The sequence below is a fragment of the Nitratireductor arenosus genome (assembly GCF_009742725.1).
Taxonomy (GTDB): Bacteria; Pseudomonadota; Alphaproteobacteria; order Rhizobiales; family Rhizobiaceae; genus Mangrovimarina; species Mangrovimarina arenosa.
In genome coordinates, this window is record NZ_WPHG01000001.1 from 556,893 (window position 1) to 579,121 (window position 22,229).

General features: G+C 64.9%; 26 protein-coding genes and 1 tRNA gene. 15 read left to right on the forward strand and 12 right to left on the reverse strand.

The annotated features are described in order from the left end of the window. Positions 1-3 precede the first annotated feature (3 nt). Genes GN330_RS02665 through GN330_RS02675 form a run of 3 tightly spaced genes read right to left on the reverse strand, consistent with a single transcriptional unit; the run spans position 4 to position 2,989 of the window. On the reverse strand, positions 4-1,272 hold the full coding sequence (locus GN330_RS02665; protein WP_156711117.1) for an HlyC/CorC family transporter: 1,269 nt from the start codon (positions 1,270-1,272) through the stop codon (positions 4-6). Next, the gene (gene aroB / locus GN330_RS02670) at positions 1,269-2,399 is read right to left on the reverse strand and encodes a 3-dehydroquinate synthase (protein ID WP_156711912.1); all 1,131 of its coding nucleotides are present in this window, start codon (positions 2,397-2,399) and stop codon (positions 1,269-1,271) included. Before aroB ends, GN330_RS02665 begins: the two co-directional genes overlap by 4 nt. Continuing rightward, entirely contained in the window at positions 2,399-2,989 is a 591-nt protein-coding gene (locus GN330_RS02675; protein WP_156711119.1) for a shikimate kinase, read from the reverse strand. The genes aroB and GN330_RS02675 overlap by 1 nt, the downstream gene beginning before the upstream one ends. A 144-nt stretch (positions 2,990-3,133) precedes the next feature. On the opposite strand from GN330_RS02675, the gene GN330_RS02680 reads away from it, so the two are divergent. The 5 genes from GN330_RS02680 to GN330_RS02700 all read left to right on the forward strand — a co-directional run bounded on the left by GN330_RS02680 (position 3,134) and on the right by GN330_RS02700 (position 7,159). Beyond that, complete coding sequence (locus GN330_RS02680) at positions 3,134-3,277, forward strand: histidine kinase (RefSeq protein ID WP_106573260.1); 144 nt, start codon at positions 3,134-3,136, stop codon at positions 3,275-3,277. A 145-nt stretch (positions 3,278-3,422) separates the two neighbouring features. Further along, the gene (locus GN330_RS02685; protein ID WP_156711121.1) at positions 3,423-4,343 is read left to right on the forward strand and encodes a site-specific tyrosine recombinase XerD; all 921 of its coding nucleotides are present in this window, start codon (positions 3,423-3,425) and stop codon (positions 4,341-4,343) included. A 105-nt stretch (positions 4,344-4,448) separates the two neighbouring features. Beyond that, entirely contained in the window at positions 4,449-5,399 is a 951-nt protein-coding gene (locus GN330_RS02690; RefSeq protein WP_156711123.1) for an acetyl-CoA carboxylase carboxyltransferase subunit alpha, read from the forward strand. A 253-nt stretch (positions 5,400-5,652) separates the two neighbouring features. After that, complete coding sequence (locus GN330_RS02695) at positions 5,653-6,912, forward strand: L,D-transpeptidase family protein (protein ID WP_156711125.1); 1,260 nt, start codon at positions 5,653-5,655, stop codon at positions 6,910-6,912. A gap of 10 nt (positions 6,913-6,922) precedes the next feature. Next, entirely contained in the window at positions 6,923-7,159 is a 237-nt protein-coding gene (locus GN330_RS02700) for a sulfurtransferase TusA family protein (RefSeq protein WP_156711127.1), read from the forward strand. Positions 7,160-7,190: 31 nt separating this feature from the next. Here GN330_RS02700 and GN330_RS02705 read toward each other — a convergent pair whose 3' ends face one another. Together GN330_RS02705 and GN330_RS02710 are read right to left on the reverse strand one after the other, a co-directional pair. Further along, complete coding sequence (locus GN330_RS02705; protein WP_156711129.1) at positions 7,191-8,303, reverse strand: CobW family GTP-binding protein; 1,113 nt, start codon at positions 8,301-8,303, stop codon at positions 7,191-7,193. A 10-nt stretch (positions 8,304-8,313) separates the two neighbouring features. Further along, a complete protein-coding gene (locus tag GN330_RS02710; protein WP_156711913.1) occupies positions 8,314-9,411 on the reverse strand; it encodes a D-alanyl-D-alanine carboxypeptidase family protein in 1,098 nt (365 codons plus the stop codon). Between the two features lie 208 nt (positions 9,412-9,619). Between GN330_RS02710 and GN330_RS02715 the strand changes: the two genes are divergently transcribed. Continuing rightward, complete coding sequence (locus GN330_RS02715) at positions 9,620-10,783, forward strand: M20 aminoacylase family protein (RefSeq protein WP_156711131.1); 1,164 nt, start codon at positions 9,620-9,622, stop codon at positions 10,781-10,783. Positions 10,784-10,963: 180 nt separating this feature from the next. Then, positions 10,964-11,040, forward strand: a tRNA-Arg gene (locus GN330_RS02720). 79 nt (positions 11,041-11,119) lie between these two features. On the opposite strand, the gene GN330_RS02725 is transcribed toward GN330_RS02720, so the two are convergent. Then, positions 11,120-11,311, reverse strand: a complete 192-nt coding sequence (locus GN330_RS02725) for a hypothetical protein (RefSeq protein WP_156711132.1) — start codon at positions 11,309-11,311, stop codon at positions 11,120-11,122. Positions 11,312-11,545: 234 nt separating this feature from the next. Between GN330_RS02725 and GN330_RS02730 the strand changes: the two genes are divergently transcribed. From GN330_RS02730 to GN330_RS02750, 5 genes are all read left to right on the forward strand, one after another. After that, complete coding sequence (locus GN330_RS02730; protein WP_156711133.1) at positions 11,546-12,856, forward strand: extracellular solute-binding protein; 1,311 nt, start codon at positions 11,546-11,548, stop codon at positions 12,854-12,856. 79 nt (positions 12,857-12,935) lie between these two features. After that, a complete protein-coding gene (locus GN330_RS02735) occupies positions 12,936-13,817 on the forward strand; it encodes an ABC transporter permease subunit (RefSeq protein ID WP_156711134.1) in 882 nt (293 codons plus the stop codon). A gap of 7 nt (positions 13,818-13,824) precedes the next feature. Further along, complete coding sequence (ugpE, locus tag GN330_RS02740; RefSeq protein WP_156711135.1) at positions 13,825-14,724, forward strand: sn-glycerol-3-phosphate ABC transporter permease UgpE; 900 nt, start codon at positions 13,825-13,827, stop codon at positions 14,722-14,724. A gap of 11 nt (positions 14,725-14,735) precedes the next feature. Continuing rightward, on the forward strand, positions 14,736-15,842 hold the full coding sequence (gene ugpC / locus GN330_RS02745; protein ID WP_156711136.1) for a sn-glycerol-3-phosphate ABC transporter ATP-binding protein UgpC: 1,107 nt from the start codon (positions 14,736-14,738) through the stop codon (positions 15,840-15,842). A 76-nt stretch (positions 15,843-15,918) separates the two neighbouring features. After that, positions 15,919-17,433: a malonate--CoA ligase gene (locus tag GN330_RS02750; RefSeq protein WP_156711137.1), complete on the forward strand. Its 1,515-nt coding sequence runs from the start codon at positions 15,919-15,921 to the stop codon at positions 17,431-17,433. A 34-nt stretch (positions 17,434-17,467) separates the two neighbouring features. On the opposite strand, the gene GN330_RS02755 is transcribed toward GN330_RS02750, so the two are convergent. Continuing rightward, positions 17,468-17,770: a GNAT family N-acetyltransferase gene (locus GN330_RS02755; RefSeq protein WP_156711138.1), complete on the reverse strand. Its 303-nt coding sequence runs from the start codon at positions 17,768-17,770 to the stop codon at positions 17,468-17,470. Further along, complete coding sequence (locus tag GN330_RS02760) at positions 17,770-18,075, reverse strand: GNAT family N-acetyltransferase (RefSeq protein WP_156711139.1); 306 nt, start codon at positions 18,073-18,075, stop codon at positions 17,770-17,772. The genes GN330_RS02755 and GN330_RS02760 overlap by 1 nt, the downstream gene beginning before the upstream one ends. A gap of 244 nt (positions 18,076-18,319) precedes the next feature. On the opposite strand from GN330_RS02760, the gene GN330_RS02765 reads away from it, so the two are divergent. Further along, a complete protein-coding gene (locus GN330_RS02765) occupies positions 18,320-19,237 on the forward strand; it encodes a diacylglycerol/lipid kinase family protein (protein ID WP_156711140.1) in 918 nt (305 codons plus the stop codon). A gap of 47 nt (positions 19,238-19,284) precedes the next feature. Here the strand turns inward: GN330_RS02765 and GN330_RS23370 are convergent, their stop codons facing one another. The 3 genes from GN330_RS23370 to GN330_RS02775 all read right to left on the reverse strand — a co-directional run bounded on the left by GN330_RS23370 (position 19,285) and on the right by GN330_RS02775 (position 20,408). After that, complete coding sequence (locus GN330_RS23370; protein ID WP_197435002.1) at positions 19,285-19,461, reverse strand: hypothetical protein; 177 nt, start codon at positions 19,459-19,461, stop codon at positions 19,285-19,287. Between the two features lie 129 nt (positions 19,462-19,590). Then, entirely contained in the window at positions 19,591-20,049 is a 459-nt protein-coding gene (locus GN330_RS02770) for a hypothetical protein (RefSeq protein ID WP_156711141.1), read from the reverse strand. A gap of 17 nt (positions 20,050-20,066) precedes the next feature. Next, entirely contained in the window at positions 20,067-20,408 is a 342-nt protein-coding gene (locus GN330_RS02775) for a DUF883 family protein (RefSeq protein ID WP_156711142.1), read from the reverse strand. A 259-nt stretch (positions 20,409-20,667) separates the two neighbouring features. Between GN330_RS02775 and GN330_RS02780 the strand changes: the two genes are divergently transcribed. Together GN330_RS02780 and GN330_RS02785 are read left to right on the forward strand one after the other, a co-directional pair. Next, a complete protein-coding gene (locus GN330_RS02780; RefSeq protein WP_156711143.1) occupies positions 20,668-21,000 on the forward strand; it encodes a hypothetical protein in 333 nt (110 codons plus the stop codon). Between the two features lie 76 nt (positions 21,001-21,076). Beyond that, entirely contained in the window at positions 21,077-21,334 is a 258-nt protein-coding gene (locus GN330_RS02785; RefSeq protein ID WP_156711144.1) for a glycine zipper domain-containing protein, read from the forward strand. Positions 21,335-21,431: 97 nt separating this feature from the next. On the opposite strand, the gene GN330_RS02790 is transcribed toward GN330_RS02785, so the two are convergent. Then, complete coding sequence (locus tag GN330_RS02790) at positions 21,432-22,220, reverse strand: ATP-binding cassette domain-containing protein (RefSeq protein ID WP_156711145.1); 789 nt, start codon at positions 22,218-22,220, stop codon at positions 21,432-21,434. Between the last annotated feature and the right edge of the window lie 9 nt (positions 22,221-22,229).

Sequence of the window (22,229 nt, forward strand, 5' to 3'; positions counted from 1 at the left end):
GCGCTATTTCTCCGCGTCGCGTACCCTCAGCTTCACGATCCGGTTCTTGTTGCGTTTCATGACGATGAAGCGCTTGCCGTGGAAGGTGAATGCCTGCTTTTCCTCGGGGATCGACTGCGCCTCGTGGATCACCAGCCCGGCGATCGTCGTCGCCTCCTCGTCCGGCAGGTTCCAGTCGAGCGCGCGGTTCAAATCGCGGATCGGCACGGAACCGTCGACCACGACCGAGCCGTCCGCTTCCTGCTTGACGCCCTGAACGTCGACATCGTGCTCGTCGGCGATCTCGCCGACGATCTCCTCGATGATGTCCTCCAGCGTCACCAGCCCTTCGACCTCGCCATACTCGTCGACCACGATTGCCACATGCGCCTTCTTGCGCAGGAAGGCGTTGAGCTGATCGTGCAGCGTCGTGGTGTCGGGCACGAACCACGGCTTGCTCGCCACTTTGAGGATGTCGACGCGCCGCGGGTCGTTGTCGACTTCGTGCAGGGCGCGCAACAGATCCTTGGCGTGGACCACGCCGACGATATTGTCGGTCGATTGCCGGTAGACCGGGATGCGGGTGTAGGGGCTTTGCAGGATTTCGCGCACGACCACGTCCGGCGGATCGTCGGCATTGGCGAGCCGCATGCCGGTGCGGTGGATCATGACATCGGAGACTTCCAGTTCGGCGAGATCCAGAAGGCCGCCGACGCGGTCGCGCTCCTGCTTGATAAAGGCGCCCTCGCGATGCAGCACCTCCACCGTGCCGCGCAGTTCGTCATGCGCCGACACCATCGGCGCGTCGCGAGCCAGATTGATGCCGAACAACACCAGAATACCGCGCACGACGACATTGGCCGCCGAGGAAACCGGGCCGAACAGGAACACGATCGCGCGGGCGAAAGGCGAAACCTTCAGCGCGAACTGCTCCGGACGAAAAAGCGCTAGCGATTTGGGCAGGATCTCCGAAAAAATCACCAGCATCACCGTCATGACGAGCGTGGCGTAGACCACCCCGGCATCGCCGAACAGCCTGAGAAAAAGGCTGGTCGTGAGCGCCGAGGCAAGGATGTTGACCAGATTGTTGCCGATCAGCAGCGCGCCCACCAGGCGATCCTTGCGCTCGATCAGCTTTTCGACGACGCCCGCGCGGACGTCACCTCCGGCCGCAAGCGAGTGCAGCCGGGCCTTGGAAGCCGCCGTCATGCCGGTTTCGCTGCCCGAAAACAGGAAGGACAGCATGATCAGGAAAAGGATGACGGCACCGGTCACCCACAGTTCGAACATCATCCGGGATGATTCTCCCTAAGAAAGGACAGAACCTCCGCGGCCGGCAGGTCCTTGGCGATGTAGGACCGGCCGATGCCGCGGGTCAGGATGAAGGTCAGCGCGCCGCGCGAGACCTTCTTGTCCTGCATAATATAGGTGAGCAATGCCTCGGCGCCCGGAAGCTGCCCGGAAATATCGGCCATGCGCGTCGGCAGGCCGACCCCTGCCAGATGCGCCTCCACCTTCTCGGCGTCGTCGGCGCTACACTGGTTGAGCCGCACCGAAAAGCGATGCGCCAGCGTCATGCCGATCGCGACCCCTTCGCCATGCACCAGCCTTCGGCCGTCATAACCGGTGGCGGCCTCCAGCGCATGACCGAAAGTGTGACCGAGATTGAGCAGCGCCCGCTCGCCGGCCTCGGTCTCGTCGCGCGCCACGATCGCCGCCTTGGCCCGGCATGATTCGGCGATCGCCTCGACGCGCGCCGCCCCGCCCGCGAAGACGTCGCGCCAGTTCCGCTCCAGCCAGTCGAAGAAGCCCGGCCGGTCGATCAGCCCGTATTTGACCATCTCGGCATAGCCGGCACGGAATTCGCGCGCCGGCAGCGTGTCGAGCGCGGCCGTGTCGGCAAGCACCAGTCGCGGCTGGTGAAACACGCCGACCAGGTTCTTGCCGTGGGTGGTGTTGATACCGGTTTTGCCGCCGACAGAGGAATCGACCTGCGCCAGCAGCGAGGTCGGCACTTGGACAAACCCCATTCCACGCCGCACGACGCCGGCGGCAAAACCGGCCAGGTCGCCGATCACACCGCCGCCAAGCGCGATCACCAGGTCGCCGCGCTCGAGGCGGGCGCCGAGCAAGGCGTCAACGACCCGCTCGAACGGCCCGAAACTCTTGGTTTTTTCGCCCGGGTCGAGCGTGATCGCGCTATGTTCGACCCCAGCCCGGCCCAGGCTATCGGCAAGCGCATCGAGATGAACGGCAGCGACGTTTTCGTCGGTGACCACCGCGCAGCGCACCCCCGCCATCCTGCGCGCGATCTCGTCACCGGCCCGCGCGACCAGCCCCGGCCCGATCAGGATGTCGTAGGCGCGCGCGCCGAGGCCGACCTCAACGCGCGTAACCGGCATGTCCGCGGCGTCCTGCATCATTGCGCACCCTCACTGTCCTTTCCGGCTTCGAGATGACGCACGAGCGCCTCGAGCGCTTCCTGCGCGATCACCTCCTTCGGCTCATCGCGCGACCGGACGGTGAGGTCGGCCAGGGCGTAGACCGGATGACGCTCGGCCATCAGCCGTTCCATCACCGCCCTCGGGTCGGGGTTTTTTAGTAGCGGCCGGTTCCTGTTTTTCATAACCCGTTCCATCAACACGTCGATATCCGCCTTGAGCCAGACCGAGATCGCGCGTTCCGCGATCGCCTGTCGCGTCTGTTCGTTCATGAAGGCGCCGCCGCCGGTGGACACGACCCGCCCGCCCCCGTCGAGCAGCCGCGCGATCACCCTGCGTTCGAGTGAGCGGAATTCGTTTTCACCGTAAAGCGTAAACAGATCGGCCACCGACAGACGCGAAACGGCTTCGATCTCGTGGTCGCTGTCGATGAAGGGCAGATCGAGCATCTGCGCGACCTTTCGCCCGATAGCCGTTTTGCCCGCCCCCATCAGTCCTATGAAAACGATCGTCTTCTTGCCGAGCAGTTCGCGCAGCTTGGTTTCGACGGCATTCGGCGCGGTCGTCATGAAACAGTTCCTTCGCCGCGCGTATGCACATGAAAATCACGAGGGCGTCAAGCGCTTGCACACCGCCCGGTCGGGGTTGAATTCGCCCCCTCGCCAACGCATAAGTAGGCGAGCGGGCGCAGTTTTTGGGGAATTTCAAGGCGAATGCCGACCCTTTTCCGGTTCTTGGTGACCATCGCGGTACTGGTTGGCATCGCGTATGGAGCGATGTTTGCGCTGGCCACGTTCGTGGAGCCCAGGAAGGGCGAGATGTCGGTCAGGATTCCGCCCGAAAAGCTCAACCCCTAGGGCCTGCGGACGGCGATGGCGTTTTGCTGGTTGGCTGGCCTGATCTGTGTTCTTGTCGCAGCGTGATCTCTTTTGAGGACCGGCAACCGCATTTCGGGATCATGCTCTGGGGCCGGAACTTGGCGATCTCCCGGGACGAAAGGCGATGAACAGCCAGACCGCGATCGAGACATTCCTGGAAATGATGAGTGCGGAACGCGGAGCGAGCGCCAACACGCTCGACGCCTATCGGCGCGACCTTCAGGAAGCCCATGACGAGATGACGGCCACCGGCGGCCTCGCCGGCGCGGATGCCGGCGCCATTCATACCTATCTGGAATCGGTCGCGGCCCGGGGGTTCGCGTCCTCGACCCAGGCCCGCAAGCTTTCGGCGCTGCGTCAGTTCTTCCGCTTCCTCTATGGTGAGGGATGGCGCGCTGACGATCCGACCGGAACCGCGAGCGCACCGCGCAGGACCACGGCCCTGCCCAAAATCCTCAGCGAGACCGAGACCGGACAGCTGCTCGATCTCGCCGCATCCGAGGCGGCAAGCCCGCCGCCCGGTATCGCACCTGTCGCCGCGATCCGCCTGCATGCCCTCGTCGAGACACTCTACGCGACCGGCCTGCGGGTTTCGGAGCTGGTCGCGCTGCCGGTCAGCGTGGCACTGCGCGACGACCGGCTCTTCATGGTTCGCGGCAAGGGCGGCAGGCAGCGCATGGTGCCGCTGACCGACGGCGCGCGCCAAGCGATGAAAGCCTGGCTCGACGCGCGCGCTGCCAGCCAAAGCACGGCCGAAAGCGCGTTTTTGTTTCCGGCCGCCTCCGCCACGGGATATCTCCCCCGACAGGCATTCGCCCGCGAGTTGAAGGCGTTGGCCGCGCGCGCCGGCATCGCTCCGTCGAAAGTATCGCCGCATGTGATCCGCCACGCCTTCGCGAGCCATCTGCTACAGAACGGCGCCGATCTGCGCGCGGTCCAGCAATTGCTCGGCCATGCCGACATTTCAACGACCCAAATCTATACCCATGTGCTGGAAGAGCGACTGGTGCGGCTGGTCAACGACCATCACCCGCTTGCCGATTAGGACGGCGAACGTTATGTGAGGGCACTGTCCGGCGCCCGGAGGCGGTCGACGACGACCGGTCCGGCGCCCTTTTCGCGTATCGTGAACACGGCTGATCCACAGCGAATGTACAATTATCTCGACTTCGAAAAACCCGTCGCGGATCTCGAGGGCAAGATCCTCGAACTGAAAAAGCTGAACGACGGCGGCGAGGCCGTCGACGTGGCCGACGAGATCGCACGCCTGGAAAAGCGCGCCACCGAGGCTTTGAACGATGCCTACCGCGCCCTGACGCCCTGGCAGAAGACCCAAGTCGCGCGCCATCCCGACCGGCCGCATTGCCTGGACTACGTCAAGCACCTGTTCACCGATTTCACGGCGCTGGCCGGCGACCGCAGCTTCGGCGAGGACAACGCCATCATCGGCGGATTCGCCCGCTTCAATGGCCAGCCGGTGGCGATCCTCGGCCAGGAAAAGGGCGCCGACACCAAAAGCAGGCTGAAGCACAATTTCGGCTCGGCGCGGCCGGAAGGCTACCGCAAGGCGGTGCGTATCATGAAACTCGCCGACCGCTTCGACGTGCCCCTGGTAACGCTGGTCGACACGGCCGGCGCCTATCCGGGCGTCGGCGCGGAGGAGCGCGGCCAGGCCGAGGCGATCGCACGTTCGATTTCCGCCTCGCTGGCGCTGCGTGTGCCGGTCGTGTCGGTCGTGATCGGCGAAGGCGGGTCGGGCGGCGCGATCGCGATCGCGACGGCCAACAAGGTCTACATGCTGGAGCATTCGATCTATTCTGTGATCTCGCCCGAGGGCGCGGCCTCGATCCTGTGGCACGATTCCACTCGCGCCAAGGATGCGGCCACCTCGATGAAGATCACCGCGCAGAACCTACTCGAAATGAAGATCATCGACGGTATCATCCAAGAGCCGGTGGGCGGCGCGCATCGCGGCCCCGAGACCGTCATCGCAGCGGCCGGAAAGCAGATCGCCGCCGCGCTGGAGGAACTGGCAGGCGCCAATATGGACTGCCGCGAACACCGGCGCGAAAAGTTCCTGGCCATCGGCCGGTCGATCTGACCGTTGGTCGGCGGCAAGCCGAGACCGCGGACGGACCGGCAATCGGGCCATCCGGAACCGCCAACGACGCGATTTGGACCTCGTTCGCCACAAAATCGCCAAGTCTTGGCCGTCAATGACAAGCGCGTGAGGCAAGCGGGACGAACCTTGTGGTAAGGTTTTTTCAAGGTTAACGACCATAACGTACGCCGAATGCGGAGCCGCGCCGGGCGCGGCCACACCCGAAGCGATGCTTGTAGGTAGCCGAACACCGATGATCTCGAACCTGATGCGTGGGGGACTGCTGGTCGCGGCGATGGCGCTGGCCTTGGCCGGCTGCACGGAATCGACCCTGCAATCGGCGAGCGGCAAGGCCGAAAGACCGGTGCCGGCCCGCCTCGTCTCCGAAATGAGGACCAAGGGCATGAACCGCAATTCGCCGGTCATGGCCCGCGTCTTCAAGGAAGAAGGCGAGCTCGAGGTCTGGAAGCAGAAATCCAACGGCCGCTACGATCTGCTCGCCACCTACGAGATCTGCAAATGGTCCGGCAAGCTCGGGCCGAAATTCACCGAGGGCGACCGGCAGGCGCCGGAAGGGTTCTACACCGTCAAGCCGGCGCAGATGAACCCGCGCTCGAACTATCATCTCGCCTTCAACATGGGCTACCCGAACACCTATGACCGCGCCAATGGCCGCACCGGGTCGCATTTGATGGTGCACGGCGCCTGTTCGTCGGCTGGCTGCTATTCGATGAACGACAAGGAGATGGAGGAGATCTATGCGCTCGCACGGGACGCCTTCCGTGGCGGACAGCGCGAATTCCAGATCCAGGCTTTCCCGTTCCGCATGACCGCCCGCAACATGGCGCGCTATCGCGACGACCCGAACTACGCGTTCTGGAAGATGCTGAAGGAAGGTTACGATCATTTCGAGATCACCAAGGTGCCGCCCAAGGTCGACGTGTGCGAGAAGCGTTACGTATTCAACCGCACCACCGAGGATGGCGCCGCCTTCTCGCCCACCGGCTCGTGCCCGCCGAGCGCCCAGCCAGAAGCGCTGATGACGGCTTTTCAGAGCTATCGTTCGGATTTCGACGCCGCGTTCGCCACCCATGCCGCCCGCGGCGGCGGCGAAGCGCCGAAACCCTCGATCGCCGGTCTCAAGGAGGCCGATCTCGTTGCCGACTGGACCCGTCGCCGCGCCCGCGGCGAACGCGTACCGGTCGAGCCGCCATCGCTGTCGCAAGACGGCACGGTCGTCAGCACCTCGGTGATGGGACGCATCGATTCGCCCGCCGGGCGTCGCCAGGCCGCGATCGACGCCGAAAAGGCCGCCAAGCGCAAGGCCGAAGAGGATAAGGCCGCCGCCGTGCGCCGCGCCGCCGAGGCCAAGGTCGCCGCCGAAGCCGCCAAGAAGGCGGAGGAAGAAGCGGCCACGCGCGCCGCCGAAGCCCCGGTCGAGGTCAAGCCCGAGGACGACCCCGGCATGCTCGGCTCGGTGCGCAAGCGCTTCACCAATCTTTTCGGAAGCTGATACCGCGGCCATGCCCGCCACCACGGACCTCTACGATTTGAGGGGGTTGCAATGCCCCCTGCCCGTTCTGCGCACCCGCAAGCGGCTGGAGGCAATGCACCCCGGCGCGCATCTGTGGGTCGAGACGACCGACCCGCTCGCCGTGATCGACATTCCCGCCTTCTGCGCCGAGGTCGGCCACCGGTTAATGTCGAGCGAGGCGGCCGAAGGCGGCGGCCATCGTTTCCTGATCGAACGGCGACGATAAGACGGGGCGCCGGTGACGGCCGCCGTTCGGCTCAGGGCCGGTATCCGCCGATCGCAAGCGGATTGTCCTCCAGCGCGGTGCGATCGGGCGTATCGATCCCCGGCCGGCCCGCGAACGCGTCGAACAGGCGGCGGACATAATCCTGCGGCACATCCTTGGTGATCAGCACCAGCCGCGTCCCACGCCTGCCGTCGGGCCAGGCGGCAAGTCGCACCGGCGGATGCAGAAAACGCCGCACGCCGTGGATCACCAAAGGCCGTTCCGGCTCCTCGACCGTCTCGACGATGCCCTTCATGCGCAGCAGGCCCTCGCCATGCGTTGAGCGCAGAAGGTCGAGAAAATTCGCCACCGCCGCGAAGGCGATCGGCCGGTCCAACGTCAGCGAAAACGTCTCGAAACGATGGTCATGCCGGTGCCCGTGGTTGGCATGATCGTGGTCGTGGTGGTGGTGATCATCTGCCGCGACCGCGCGCAGCCATCGTTCGACATCGACGCTCTTGGTCGACGGATCGTAGAGCCCGCAATCAAACAATGACCCGACATCCGCCTTCCCGCCAGCCGCATCAAGGATCGGCGCGCCGGGATTGAGCCGCGCCAGACGCGCGCGCAAGGACGCCACCGCTTCGGCGGAAGCCAGATCCGACTTGGTCAGCACGATCCGGTCAGCCACGGCGATCTGGCGCACCGCCTCCTCATGCGCGTCGAGCGTGGCCTCGCCGTTGAGGGCGTCGGCGACCGCGATCACGCCGTCCAGCCGATAGGCGGCCAACAGCGCCGGGTGCGCCATGATCGACTGCAGCACCGGACAGGGGTCGGCCAGACCGGTGGTCTCGACGACGACCCGGGCCAGCGGGGCGAGCCGGCCGGTCTGCACCCGGTCGGCGAGATCGGCCAGCGTGTCGACCAGTTCCCCGCGCACAGTGCAGCACAGGCAGCCGTCGGACAGCTCGATAATGCCGTCGGAGGCCTGCTCGACCAGAAGATGGTCGATCGGCACGTCGCCGAACTCGTTGATGATGACAGCGGTTCCTGCCATGTCCGGCGCCTTCAGGAGCCGGTTGAGCAACGTCGTCTTGCCCGCACCGAGAAATCCGGTGAGAACGCTGACCGGAACGGGCTGGCGGGGAGCGGTCTGAAAGGCCATGTCCAAGCCGCTATTGCACCGCCGTCTGCTTGGCCGGCCTGTAATCCGGACGCGGCGTCGGAATGGGCACGTTGGCGTATTCGACCGCCGCCGCCGGCGATTTCGGCCCCGTCGCGCCGCCGAGGCCGACGGTGACCAGACGCGGCTCGCGATCGAGATCGCGGATGTGGGGCGAACGGATGATCATGCGGCCGTCCTCGTCGCGGTTTTCGGCCCGTTCCTTGCGCGCTTCCTCGTTGCAGATCACCGGGCGCATATTCGTCGCCTCGGCGAGCATGCCGCCACCGACCGGCAGCATGGCGAGCGAGGAGGCGAAGGACTGATTGCGTTGGAACCCGTCCTCCAGCAACTGCGCGGCCTTTTCGGCCCGTTGCGAGACGGACGGTTCGCCCACCAGCACGGCGATAATCGTGCGTCCCTTGCGGGTGGCGGAGGCCACGAGATTGAAGCCGGCCGGGCAGGTAAAGCCGGTCTTCATGCCGTCGGCGCCGTCGAACCGGCCGATCAGCGTATTATGGTTGGGCAGTTTCACCTTGCCGGCCGCCAGGCCCTCGATCCCGAAATAACCGACATGTTCGGGAAACTCTCCGCGGATCGTCATCGCCAGCAGCGCCATGTCGCGCGCCGTCGTGTACTGCTCGTCGTCGTGCAGTCCGTGCGCGTTGACCCAGTGCGAGCCGCTCATGCCCAGGCGCCGCGATTCCGCGTTCATGCGCGCCGCGAACGCCTTTTCGGACCCGGCGATGCTTTCGGCGATCGCCGTGGCGACATCGTTGGCCGACTTGACCATGATGATCTTGATCGCATTGTCCAGGGTCAGCACCGAGCCGGGCTTGTAGCCCATCTTGCTCGGCGGCTCCTTGGCCGCGTTCCTGGAGATCGTCACCGGCGATTTCAACGTCACTTCGCCGGCCTTGAGGGCGCGAAAGGCGACATAGGCCGTCATCAGCTTCGACAGCGATGCCGGATACCAGCGCCGGAACGCCTCCTCCTGGGACAGAACCTTGCCGGATTTCAGGTCGACGACGATCGACGGGCCGGCCTCCGCCGGCGATACCGCACACACGATCGCCACCGCCACCAGCCACGCCGGCTTCCAGAGACGCATCGCCCAGTTCCGTGTCGATTTCACTATGGCCTCTCCAGGGATTTGCGCTACCTTCGCCCGGCCCCAACTGGCCCGGAAGGCGGATCGGGGCGCCTGGCCGAGCGTCGGCGGGTTTTATTTAGCGCATGTGACGCCATGATGGCAAAGCCGACCGAAACCGGCGCGACAGAGCGGATTTGCGCCTTGATGTGGAGTGGGAGCCAAAGGAATGCCAATTCTCAATCGGGCGGCCGAACTGCAGGAGGAAGTGAGTGGGTGGCGCCGCCATCTGCATCGCAAGCCCGAACTGAACTTCGACCTGTTCGAAACATCGACCTTCGTCGCCGACAAGCTGCGTGAGTTCGGTTGCGACGAGGTCGCCACCGGGATCGCCAAGACCGGCGTCGTCGGCCTCATCCGCGGGCGGCTGGGCGACGGGCCGACGATCGGGCTGCGCTCCGACATGGACGCGCTGCCGATCAACGAGGCGAGCGGCGTTCCGCATGCGTCGGAAAATCCCGGCAAGATGCACGCCTGCGGCCATGACGGCCACACCGCCATGTTGCTCGGCGCGGCCAAATATCTGACCGAGACCCGTAATTTCCACGGCACCGTGGCGGTCATCTTCCAGCCGGCGGAGGAAGGCGGCGGCGGCGGCCGCGTCATGGTCAAGGAAGGGCTGATGGAGCGCTTCGGTATCGAGCGCGTCTTCGGCATGCACAATGCGCCCGGCCTGCCGGTCGGCCAGTTCGCGACCCGGCCCGGCGCGATCATGGCCTCGACCGCCGAATTCACCATCACGATCAAGGGCAAGGGCGGGCACGCGGCCTTTCCGCACCAGACGGTGGACCCGATCGTCATCACCAGCCGGATCGTCGGCGCCATGCAGTCGATCGCCTCGCGCAGCGCCGACCCGGTCGACCCGCTGGTCGTGTCGGTGACGAAATTCCACGCCGGCGACGCCTATAACGTCATTCCCGAGACGGCCGAGATCGCCGGCACGGTGCGCACGCTGCGCCGCGAGACCGCGGACCTGGCCGAGGAGCGCATCCGCGCGCTGGTGACCGGCATCGCGGTGGCGAGCGGGGCGGAGGCGAATATCCACTACGACCGCAACTATCCCGTCACCTTCAACCATGCCGAAGAGACCGATTTCGCCGTCGACGTGGCGCGCGACATCGCCGGCGACGCCAAGGTCGATCCGCAGATGCCCGCAATGATGGGCGGCGAGGATTTTTCCTACATGCTGGAGGCCCGTCCCGGATCGTTCGTCTTCGTCGGCAATGGCGACACCGCCAATCTTCACCACCCCGCCTACGACTTCAACGACGAGGCGATCCCGCACGGCATTTCCTATTGGGTGCGGCTGACGGAAAAGGCGCTCGCCGCCTGAACCGGGATCCGCGCCGGCCGGCGCGGGCTGCCGCTGACGCCACGGCGCATACGTCGACGCCGCCGGCTCCATCGCAAAACCGGAAGCCCGGCAGCGGCGATGACGGCGACGCTATGGCCGATGCCGGCATGGCCAAAACGCGGTTGGCGAAGCGGCGCGAAACCGCTATGAGGGCGACGGGGTCCCGTAGCTCAGCAGGATAGAGCATCAGATTCCTAATCTGAGGGTCGCAGGTTCGAATCCTGCCGGGATCACCATTTTCTCAAGGTCCATTCCAGGATCATGCCGGATCCGGAACGGCGCGACAGCGCCGCTAGTCTTGGGGGGTCATCGCGCTCAGTTGATCGTCATGACGACAGCGTCATCGTCGTCGTCTTCGGTCGCTCGCGCGACCGGGTCAAAATCCAGATGCCATGCCGCCGGAAGCCGCTTGTTTTCCAGGAAGCGCTTGATCTCGCCCGGCCGTTCGCAGGCCGCCTTGGCGGCCAGAAAGGCGCTGTAGGGAATATTCCGAGACTGGGCCTGCATCGAAACCTCCTCCTTGCCCGGCATTGAAGACCCAGAAATTGGCCGAAATCTGACAGACACTAATTTTTCGTGAACACGGGCTCGGCAGGCGTCCTTTCGGCACCAACGTCCTGCCGCGTCGACGGTGGATTTCATCACGCCGCAACAAAACCGTAGCCGGACTGTCATGCGCTGCCGATAGGCGATTGGCTGAAAGTGCAGGAACTTTCGCCAACCCAATCCAGGGAGAGCATCATGAAGCCCTATGGTATAGCAGCCGGTCTCGCGGCCGGACTGTCGCTCCTTTCCGTCAATTCAGCCTTCGCCGTCACCGAGATTTCGTGGTGGCACGCGATGGGCGGCGCGCTCGGCGAGACCGTCAACGAGATCGCCACCAATTTCAACGCCTCGCAGGACGAGATCGTCCTGACCCCGGTCTTCAAGGGCACCTACGAGGAAACGCTGACCGCGGGCATCGCCGCCTTCCGCGCCGGCGAACAGCCCAACATCCTTCAGGTCTTCGACGCCGGCGCGGCCACCGTCATCGGCGCCAAGGGCGCGGTCAAGCCGGTGCAGGATCTGCTCGAGGACGCCGGCGCGTCCTTCGATATCGAGGACTACATCTCCGGCGTGCGCTATTTCTACGCCGACAGCCACGGCAAGATGATCGGCATGCCGTTCAATTCGTCCGCGCCGATCATGTATTACAACGAAGAGGCCCTCGAAAAGGCCGGCGTCGAAGCGCCCAAGACCTGGGAAGAGTTCGAGCAGATCGCGCCAAAGCTCAAGCAAGCCGGCTACATCCCGCTGGTGCAGTCGCATCTGACATGGGAATTCACCGAGAATTTCTTCTCCCGCCACAATTTGCCGTTCGCCACCAACAATAACGGCTATGACGGCGCCGAAGGCACCAAGCTGCTCGTCAACACCGACGGGCTGAAGATGATGTTCGCCAAGCTCGCCGCGTGGAAAGAGGACGGCCATTTCGAATGGTACGGCACCGGCTGGGGCGACAACCAGACCCCGTTCGAGCAGGGCAAGGTCGCGCTCTGGGTCGGTTCGTCGGGTTCCTTCGGCGGCCTGACCAAATCGGCCACCATGCCCTTCGGCGCCGTGCCCTTGCCCTACTGGGAAGCGATCGCCGGCGAGGACGGCTACCAGTCCTTCATCGGCGGCGCGGCGCTGTTTGCCATGGCCGGAAAATCCGAGGAGGAAAACAAGGCCACCGCCAAGTTCTTCGAATACCTGACATCGCCGGACGTGCAGTTGATGTGGCACAAGAGCACCGGCTACGTGCCGGTCACCAACGCCGCCTATGAGCTCGCCAAGCAGCAGGGCTACTACGAGGAGACGCCGCAGGCCGAAATCGGCATCCAGCAGCTCAACATGAAAGCCGGCGAGTGGACCAGGGGCTACCGCATGGGTTTCTACGTCCAGATCCGCGACGTGATGAACCGCGAGTACGGCAAGCTGTTCACCGGCGAGACCACCGTGGACGAGGCGTTCAAGACGATTGAGGCCGAAGGCAACCAGCTTCTCGAGCGTTTCGCCAAGACCGGCAGCTAGGCACGGTTTCCTTCCCGACAGCGGGGCGCATCCGGCAACGGCTGCGCCCCTACCCTTCCCGGCAACGGAGCCCCGCGCCATGGACAAGGTCCGGTTCGGCCATTCGATCGTCCCCTATCTGTTTCTGCTGCCGCAGATGGCCGTCGTTGCGGTGTTTTTCTACCTGCCCGCCGGCGAGGCGGTGCGCTCGTCCTTCTTCCTGGAGGATCCGTTCGGGTTCAGCTCCACCTTTGTCGGTCTGGACAACTACGCCGATGTGCTGTCGAGCACGGAGTATCGCCGTGTGGCGATCTTCACCGTCTGGTTCACCGTTCTGGTCGCCTTGTTCGCGCTCGCCATCGCGCTGCTGCTCGCCGTCAAGGCCGACACGGTGCTGCGCGGCGCCAAGACCTACCGAACGCTGTTGATGTGGGTCTACGCCATCGCGCCCCCGGTGGCCGGGCTGCTCGGCATCTTGTTGTTCGACCAGCATGTCGGCCCGTTCGTCGACATCGCGTCCTGGTTCGGCTGGAACCTGCGCATCGGCGTCAACTATTACGACACCGCCTTCGCCATGATCGCGACCGCGGTCTGGTACCAGGTGGCGGTCAACTTCATCTTCTTCCTGTCCGGCCTGCAGTCGATCCCGCGCGCGGTGCGCGAGGCCGCCCTGATCGACTGTCGGTCCGGCCTGCGGCGGTTTTTCACCGTGACGCTGCCGCTACTGACCCCGACCGCCTTTTTCCTTCTGGTGATCAACGTCACCTACGCGCTGTTCGACACGTTCGGGCTGATCGACCTGATGACCAAGAACGAGCCGGGCAACAACCCCGTAACACTGGTCTACAAGGTGTTCCTGGACGGGTTCCGCGGCAACGATCTCGGCGGCTCCTCGGCGCAGTCCGTCATTTTGATGATCGTCGTCTTCGCACTCACCCTCGTGCAGTTCCGCTTCATGGAACGCCGCGTGCATTATGCGTGAGGCCCAGATGAGCAACGCCGTCTCCGCCGCCCGACCGCTTGCGCCAGTCACCCGCAGGCCGACCTTCAAATGGGGCCCGGTCTTCGACCACGCCATCCTGATCGCCGGTTCGGCCTTCATGCTCGTGCCGGTCTACCTCGCCTTCATGACCTCGACCCACGACGCCGTGACGGTTCACACCGGCGGCGTCCAGGCGTTGCCCGGCGGCAGTCTGGTCGACAATTACGCGACCGTGATGTTCGACGGTCTCGGCTTTTCCGGCGCAGTCAACGGCACCACGATGATGCTCAACTCGCTGATCCTCGGCCTGGGTTTCGCCGTCGGCAAGATCGTGCTCTCGATGATGGCCGCCTACGCGATCGTCTATTTCCGTTTCCCCCTGGCCGAATTCGCCTTCTGGGCGATCTTCGTCACCCTGCTCCTGCCGCTCGAGGTGCGCATCCTGCCCTCCTACGAGATCGTGCAGTCGATGGGGCTGATCAACACCTATACCGGCCTGATCGTGCCGCTGGTGGCCTCGGCGACCGGAACGTTCTTTTTTCGCCAGTTCTTCAAATCCGTGCCCGACGAGCTGATCGAGGCGGCGCGCATCGACGGCGCGGGACCGCTGAAGTTCTTCCTCGACATTCTGCTTCCGCTCAGCCGCACGATGATCGCCGCCATCTTCATCATCATGTTCGTCTACGGCTGGAACCAATATCTGTGGCCGACCCTGATCACCACCAACGAGGATTATTTCACCCTCGTGCGCGGCATCAAGCAGATCATCCAGGTCTGGGTCGGATCGCAAATTCCCGAATACGGTCAGGCGATGGCGCTCGCCGTCCTCGCCATGCTGCCACCCGTCATCGTCGTGGTGGTGTTTCAAAGCTGGTTCATCAAGGGCCTGACCGAGAGCGACAAATAGGAGCAACACAGATGGCCCGGCTGCATATCGACCAGGTTTCCAAGATCTATACCGGCACACAACGCGCCGTCGACGCGGTATCGATCGACGTCGACGACGGCGAATTCCTCGTGCTCGTCGGTCCGTCCGGCTGCGGCAAGTCCACGCTTTTGCGCATGATCGCCGGGCTCGAGGCGATCACCGAGGGGGCGATCACCATCGGCGAGCGCGTCGTCAACGACCTCGACCCGGCCGCGCGCGACATCGCCATGGTGTTCCAGAACTATGCGCTCTACCCGCATATGAAGGTCTACGACAACATGGCCTACGGGCTGCGCAACCGCGGCATCGCCAGGGACGAGATCGACAGGCGCGTGCGCGAGGCCGCGACCACGCTCGAACTGGGCCCGCTCCTGGAACGCAAGCCGCGCGAATTGTCGGGCGGACAGCGCCAGCGCGTGGCCATGGGCCGGGCGATCGTGCGCAACCCGGCCGCCTTCCTGTTCGACGAGCCGCTGTCCAATCTCGACGCCAAGCTGCGCAGCCACATGCGCGTCGAGATCAAGCATCTGCAGCGCTCGCTCGGCATCACCTCGGTCTACGTCACCCACGACCAGCTCGAGGCGATGACGCTGGCCGACAAGCTGGTGGTCATGAACGCCGGCAAGGTCGAGCAGATCGGCGCGCCGCTCGACGTCTATGAACGCCCGGCCAGCACGTTCGTGGCCAGCTTCATCGGCGCGCCGGCGATGAACCTCATCCCCTTCTCAGCCCTCGGCGACGACGGCCGGCTGGGCCTGCGCGACGCCACGGTCGCAACGATCGGCTTTCGCCCGCAGGACATCATCGAGGTCGCCAACGACAATGAGGACGGCGACGGCCTGTCGTTGCGCTTTGTCGTCGATGCCGTCGAGCCGGTCGGCTCGGAAAGCTATCTGCACGGCAAGGTTGGCGCCGAACGCGTTGTCGTGCGCATCGACGGCCGGGCGCCGCATCGCGAAGGCGACAGGATCGGCATCGCCGTGCCGTCCGAACGGCTGCACGCCTTCGACGCCGACGGCCGCCGGCTGGAAGGCTGGCGCACGCCGGACGCAGTCGGCGACGCCGGCACCGCCATGCGCAAGACCCGCGCCACATGAGAGGGGTCGCGGAAGCGGCGCGCATAAGGTAGGGAAACGGAAGGATCCGTCAGACTCCTTCCGTTTCGAGACCGCCATGCCCAACCCGCTCTACGACGCTCTCCTCCACCCGCATCAGGGCAGCGACCGGCCGTTCCTGATCCTCAAGACCGGCGAGCGGTTGAGCTACGGCGATTTTCTGGCAATGACGGCACGCTTCGCCCATGCGCTGCGCGCGGCCGGCATCGAGGTCGGCGACCGCGTCGCGCTGCAAGCGGCGAAATCACCACAGGCGCTCGCGATCTATGCCGCCTGTGTGGCTGCCGGCGCGGTCTTCCTGCCGCTCAACACCGCCTACACGGCGTCCGAGGTGGAGTATTTCGTCACCGACGCGCAGGCAAAGCTCCTGATCTGCGACCCGGTGGCCGCGGCAACGCTGGCGCCGGTCGCCAAAGCCGCCGGCGCGGCACTGGCGACGCTCGATGCCGCCGGAGGCGGCAGCTTCGCGGCCGCCGCCGACGGCAAGCCCGGGCACTTCGATCCAGCCGAGCGCGGGCCGGACGATCTGGCCGCCTTTCTCTATACGTCAGGCACCACCGGCCGCTCCAAGGGGGCGATGCTGACCCAGGACAATCTATTGTCCAACGCACAGGTCCTGGTCGACTATTGGCGCTTTTCGGCCGACGACGTGCTGCTGCACGCTTTGCCGATCTTTCACACCCACGGCCTGTTCGTTGCCACCAACGTCATGCTTCTTTCGGGCGGCGCGATGATCTTTTTGCCCCGGCTCGACGTCGACGACCTGATCGCCGGCCTGCCGGGCGCGACGGCGATGATGGGCGTGCCGACATTCTACACCCGCCTGCTCGCCGATCCGCGCCTGACGCGGGATCTGGTCGCCCATATGCGGCTGTTCATCTCCGGCAGCGCGCCGCTCCTTGCCGAAACCCATACCGCGTTCGAGGCCCGCACCGGCAAGCGCATTCTCGAACGCTACGGCATGACCGAAATCAATATGGGCACCTCCAACCCCTATGACGGCGAGCGCCGCGCCGGCACGGTCGGGTTTCCCTTGCCCGGCACGCAACTGCGCGTCTGTGATCCGGAAACCGGCAAGGCGCTGGCGCAAGGCGAGATCGGCGTCATCGAGGTGCGCGGACCCAATGTCTTCAAGGGCTATTGGAACATGCCGGAAAAGACCCGCGCGGAATTCCGCGACGACGGCTTCTTCATCACCGGCGATCTCGGAACGATCGACGCCGACGGCTACGTCACCATTGTCGGGCGCGCCAAGGACCTGATCATCTCCGGCGGCTACAACATCTATCCGAAGGAAATCGAGCTTGTGCTCGACGAGCAGAAGGGCGTGGCCGAATCGGCCGTGATCGGCGTGCCGCATCCCGATCTCGGCGAAGGCGTCGTCGGCGTCGTCACCGCCAGGGCGGGTATCGCCATAGACGAGCAAGCCCTGCTTGCCGGCCTGGGCGACAGGCTTGCCCGCTTCAAGCAGCCGCGCCGGATCGTCATCGTCGACGAACTGCCGCGCAACACCATGGGCAAGGTTCAAAAGAACGTGCTGCGCGAGCGTTACGCGACGATTTTCGCGGTCTGATCCGGGTACGGAACCACGGCGCCCTGCGTCGCCGTTACCGGGCCAGAACGTCGTCCCAATCGGGTTGATGGCGCTTGAACTCGTCGGCAACGAACCAGCAGCTCGGCACGATCGTCCGGCCCGCCGCCCGCGCGTCGGCGACCAGCCGTTCGACCAGCGCCTCGGCGATGCCCTGCTCGCGATAGGGAACCGGGACGAAGGTGTGGTTGGCCTCGATCACCCCGTCGCCGAGATGACGCCAGGTCAGGCGCGAGTCCTCGCCATTGGGCATGGCGACGACATAGTGTCCGCCAGCCTGCGTTTCCGCCTCGCGGATTTGCGGTTGTGTTTCGCCCATCACTTGGCCTTTTTCAAAACATCCGCCCATTCCGGGTGCCGGCGAAACTGCGACGCGGCGAACGGGCACAACGGAATGATCGTCTTGCCCGCGGCGCGCGCGTCCTCAACCGCCCGCGCAACGAGGCGCGCGCCCGCGCCCTGGCCGCGAAAACTGTCGGGAACGCCGGTATGATCAATGATGATCTGGCGCGTCCCGATCTTGGAGAAGGTCAGTTCCGCCTCGTCCCCGCTCTCACCGCGCAGGACATAGCGCCCTTTTGAGTCCGTCTCCTCGATTTCGATGTCTTGCGACGGCTCGGTCATGAACGGGGCTCCCTGGCAACGAATGGGCTGGTTAACAGGCTTTCTGGTCTCAAGCTCCAAAGGACGGACTGATAGCCGCCCTCACGGCGATACATGGTGACATCACCGCAGGCCGTCTGCAAACGGCTTTCCGATCGGTTGATCCGCACCGGCAGACAGAGCGGGTTGGAACGTCGAAACGGATCGAATCGGCTTGACATGCGTTTGCCGTTCTCTTCTCTGGTTTCACCGGCATCGGACGATCATGCGCATATTAGCCCTCCTGAACCGTGGCGGCGGCACGCTCCGCACCGCCGACCTCGACGCGCTGGAGGCTCATCTGCGCGAAACGATGCGGGCGGCCGGACACACGATCGACATTCGCTTCATCGACGGCGAGGCGGTCGGCCGCGAACTCGAAGCGGCCGCCGGGAGCCCGGACCATGACGCGGTTCTGGCCGGCGGCGGGGACGGCACGGTATCGGCCGCGGCCGCGGCGCTGATGGGGTCCGGCAAGACCCTGCTGGTGCTGCCGGCCGGCACGATGAATCTCTTCGCCCGCGCGCTCGGCCTGCCGATGGACCTCCACAAGGCCGTTGACGCGCTGTCGGGCGGCGTCGAGCGAGAGGTCGATATCGCCACCGCCGACGGACGGCCTTTCGTTCACCAGTTCTCGGTCGGTCTGCACGCGCGCATGGTACTGATGCGCTCGCGCTTCGAATACACCTCCCGACTGGGAAAGATGCTTGCCTCGCTGCGCGCGGCATTCGCCGCGCTCGCCAAACCCTCGACCATCGAGGCCGAACTGGTCATGGGCGAGACGGTGGTGCGCGCCAGGACGCCGGGCATCGGCATTTCCAACAATCTGTTCGGCGACGGTCCGCTGCCGATCGCCGAAAAACCGGACGGCGGGCTGCTCGGCATCTATGTCTTCCGCACCGCGCGGCGCCTGGAGATCGCCATTCTGTTTCTGGCCATGACGCTCGGCCGCTGGAAGGAGTTCGAAACCGTCGACATCCACCAGTCAAAAGAGGTGGTGCTGCGCATCCGTTCGCGTCGCCGCAACCAGGCCTGCGTGATCGACGGCGAACTGGTGCCCGTCGGCAACGAAACCACCCTGCGCATCCACCCGAAGGCGCTGCGTGTCATGGTGCCCGCAGCAGCGGCCGGCAGCAAAAGCTGACGACCGACACAGCCGGGACGCTTCGCCCAAGCAGGTCCCCTGAATACTCAGTCGGTTTGCTCGATCCGAGCACCGGTGTCGACGTCTGCGTCGGTAATCTCGCCCCACCATTCCGCACCGATCCATACGGCGCTGGCCAGGATGAGGGCGACGACGAGAACGATCAGCACCGGAAGGCCGCGACGGCCCTGACGAGCCTTTTCGGGATCAAGCGGAGTGGGCATGGGCTCGAACGCTGTCCTTCAGGAATTTTGTCACGTTTGGCGGCGACGGCATCTGCACTCACAGCAACCGCGCTCCCGAGCCTAACGGCTCCGAACCGGCATCGTTCCAAAAAGCACCTGTTCGTGACGCTATAACTCGTCGTCGGAAAGCGGCTCGTCGTCGTCATCGAGGTTTTCGCGATAGATCGCATAGGCTGCGATCGCCGCTAGCGGAATGGCGATCTGTCCAACGAGGCTACGCGACCGAATGATCGACGGCAGCGCTGCAAGCGCTGCAGTCACGGCGAAAGACTTGACCTGTTCGGCCCGTTTTTCTTCCGCACGCCGCCGTATCCGCAACCCCACGATCATGCGATGCACGATCAGGATCAGCCCGGCGAGCACGATGAAGCCGACGCCGAAAGCGGTCGTGGTGTAGAGCGCGCCGTAGCGCTCGGACACGAAGATGAAGGCGGCGGCGACCAGAAAGCCCAGGCCGAGCAGCAGCGCCGCGCCGGCAAGCGCGAAATCGATCACGGCCCGGCGAAACCGCCGCGCCGCCCGCTTGGCATCGAGGCCGGCGAGCAGTTCGATTGCCGATTTGAGCATGTGATGCAGCCCGAACCTTAGCGTCGTGCGATCAGGGCGAACAGGAAACCGACGCCGGCGGCGATCGCCAGCGACGTAACCGGCTTGCGGCGGACATTCTCCACCAGCTGGGTTTCGATATCCTTGGCGTTGGCGCGCAATTCCTCGAGCGCGGCCTCGCCCTGCTCGCGCAGATGATCACGGCCGCTAGCCGCCGCCTTGCGTGCCGCTTTCGCCGAGCGCTCGCCCGAGCCGGCAAGCTGTGCCTTGACGGCCGCCAGTTCCTCTTTCAGCGCCTCGATCTGCGCCTCGAATTCCGCCTGTGCCTCAGTCTTCCCGGCGGCGGCCGATTTGGCGGTTGCGGTCCGTGCAGCGTTCATGTTTGGCTCCCTGTCTTGTTCATGCATGGCATGGACCGAACGCATACAGCCGACGGTCGTTCCCCAAAATCGTGAGAGCCATGAAAATCGGTTTCGCCGGCCGAGTCCAGCCGCAATCTCGTCGCCATGACGCCGACCGGCAACGCACCCGTCCAACGGGCACCGGAACCGCGATGCGGTGCCGGCCTGAGTGCGCTATTTGACATATGTCGGAACTGAAGGGCGCTAGCATCGTTTCCATAGGCGAAAGGAACGCACCATGGAACACATTGCCGCCTTACTTCTCGTTATCGGATGTTCCGGTGATCTTGGCGACTGCCGTGAAATCCCGGTGGACGTACCGATTTTCGAAACGCGGGAGGAATGCCGTGATGCTTTGCGCGAGGTTCCCGAAGAGGGCAATCAGGAAACGCCTCGGATCATGGCGACATGCGTGAATGTCGATCCCGCCCTGGTTTACGACGACGCAGAGCTGGTCTGGCATGTTGCTGCCGACGGCCGCCTCGAAGCCGCCCTGGAGCGAGCCGACGTCCTGACGGCGTTTAATACCCATCGCGCGAGCGAGGGGCTTGCAATCGCAAAGGAATTCTGAAGCAATCGCGCTGGCATCGCCCCCGATGCGAGGGTAAGGGTTTGAAGGGACTTCACCGAAGAATGGAGAGAATGGAATGAGGAAATTGTTGCTAGTCGCGGCGGCTGTCGTGACGCTTGCCGGCTGCACCACGGCCGAGCGCGACGCCACGCTGGGCGGGGCGGCGGGTGCCGCGATCGGCGGACTGGCCTCTGGAACTGCGTCCGGTGCGGTCATCGGCGGTGTCGTCGGAGCGGCGAGCGGCGTGTTGATCGGCAAGGCGACGCGGCGCGGCTGGTGCGTCTATCGCGATCGTCGCGGCCGTCTCTACGAAGCCCGCTGTCGCGGCCTCTAAGACCTACCCGGCACAACATTCGCGAACCGGCCGCGTGGTGACGCGCGGCCGGTTTTTTCGTCCATAAACCGCCTTTCAACACCATAGCCCGAACGGTTCAGGCCACAGCGCTCAGCGCACCGGGTCCCGGCGTGGCGCCGGCCGGGCATTTTCCCAGGATGATCATGCCCAGCACCTCGTCCTCGGTGACATCGCCGGTGCCGGCGGTCCCCACGACTTGTCCGTTCTTCATCACGCAGACGCGGTCGGCGAGATCGAACACGTCATGGATGTCGTGGCTGATCAGGAAAATGCCGATCCCCTCGGATTTGAGCTGTTTGACCAGTTCGGCCACCTGGGCAGTTTCCTGCGGGCCGAGTGCTGCGGTCGGCTCGTCCATGATCAGGATGCGCGCGTTGAACAGGATCGCCCGCGCGATGGCGACCGACTGGCGCTGACCGCCCGAGAGCGCCTTGACCGGGTCCTTGAACCGTTCGAAACGCGGATTGAGCCGTCCCATCACCTCGCGCGCTTCCGCCTCCATGGCGACATCGTCGAGCGTGCCCCAAGGCGTCAGGCGCTCGCGACCCAGAAACAGGTTGGCGGCGGCGTCGACATTGTCGGCCAGCGCCAGCGTCTGGTAGATCGTTTCGATGCCGTAATGCTTGGCATCGCGCGGATTGTTGATCGCGACCGGCTTGCCGTCGACGCGGATCTCGCCCGCGTCGCGCTTGTAGGCACCGGACAGGATCTTGATCAGCGTCGACTTACCCGCGCCGTTGTGCCCGAGCAGCGCCATCACCTCGCCCGGATAGAGATCGACCGACGCGTCGTCGACGGCGCGGATGCCACCGAAGGCAATCGAGACATTGTTCATCTCGACCAGCGGCGTTTGCGTAACGCTCATCGTCTCCTC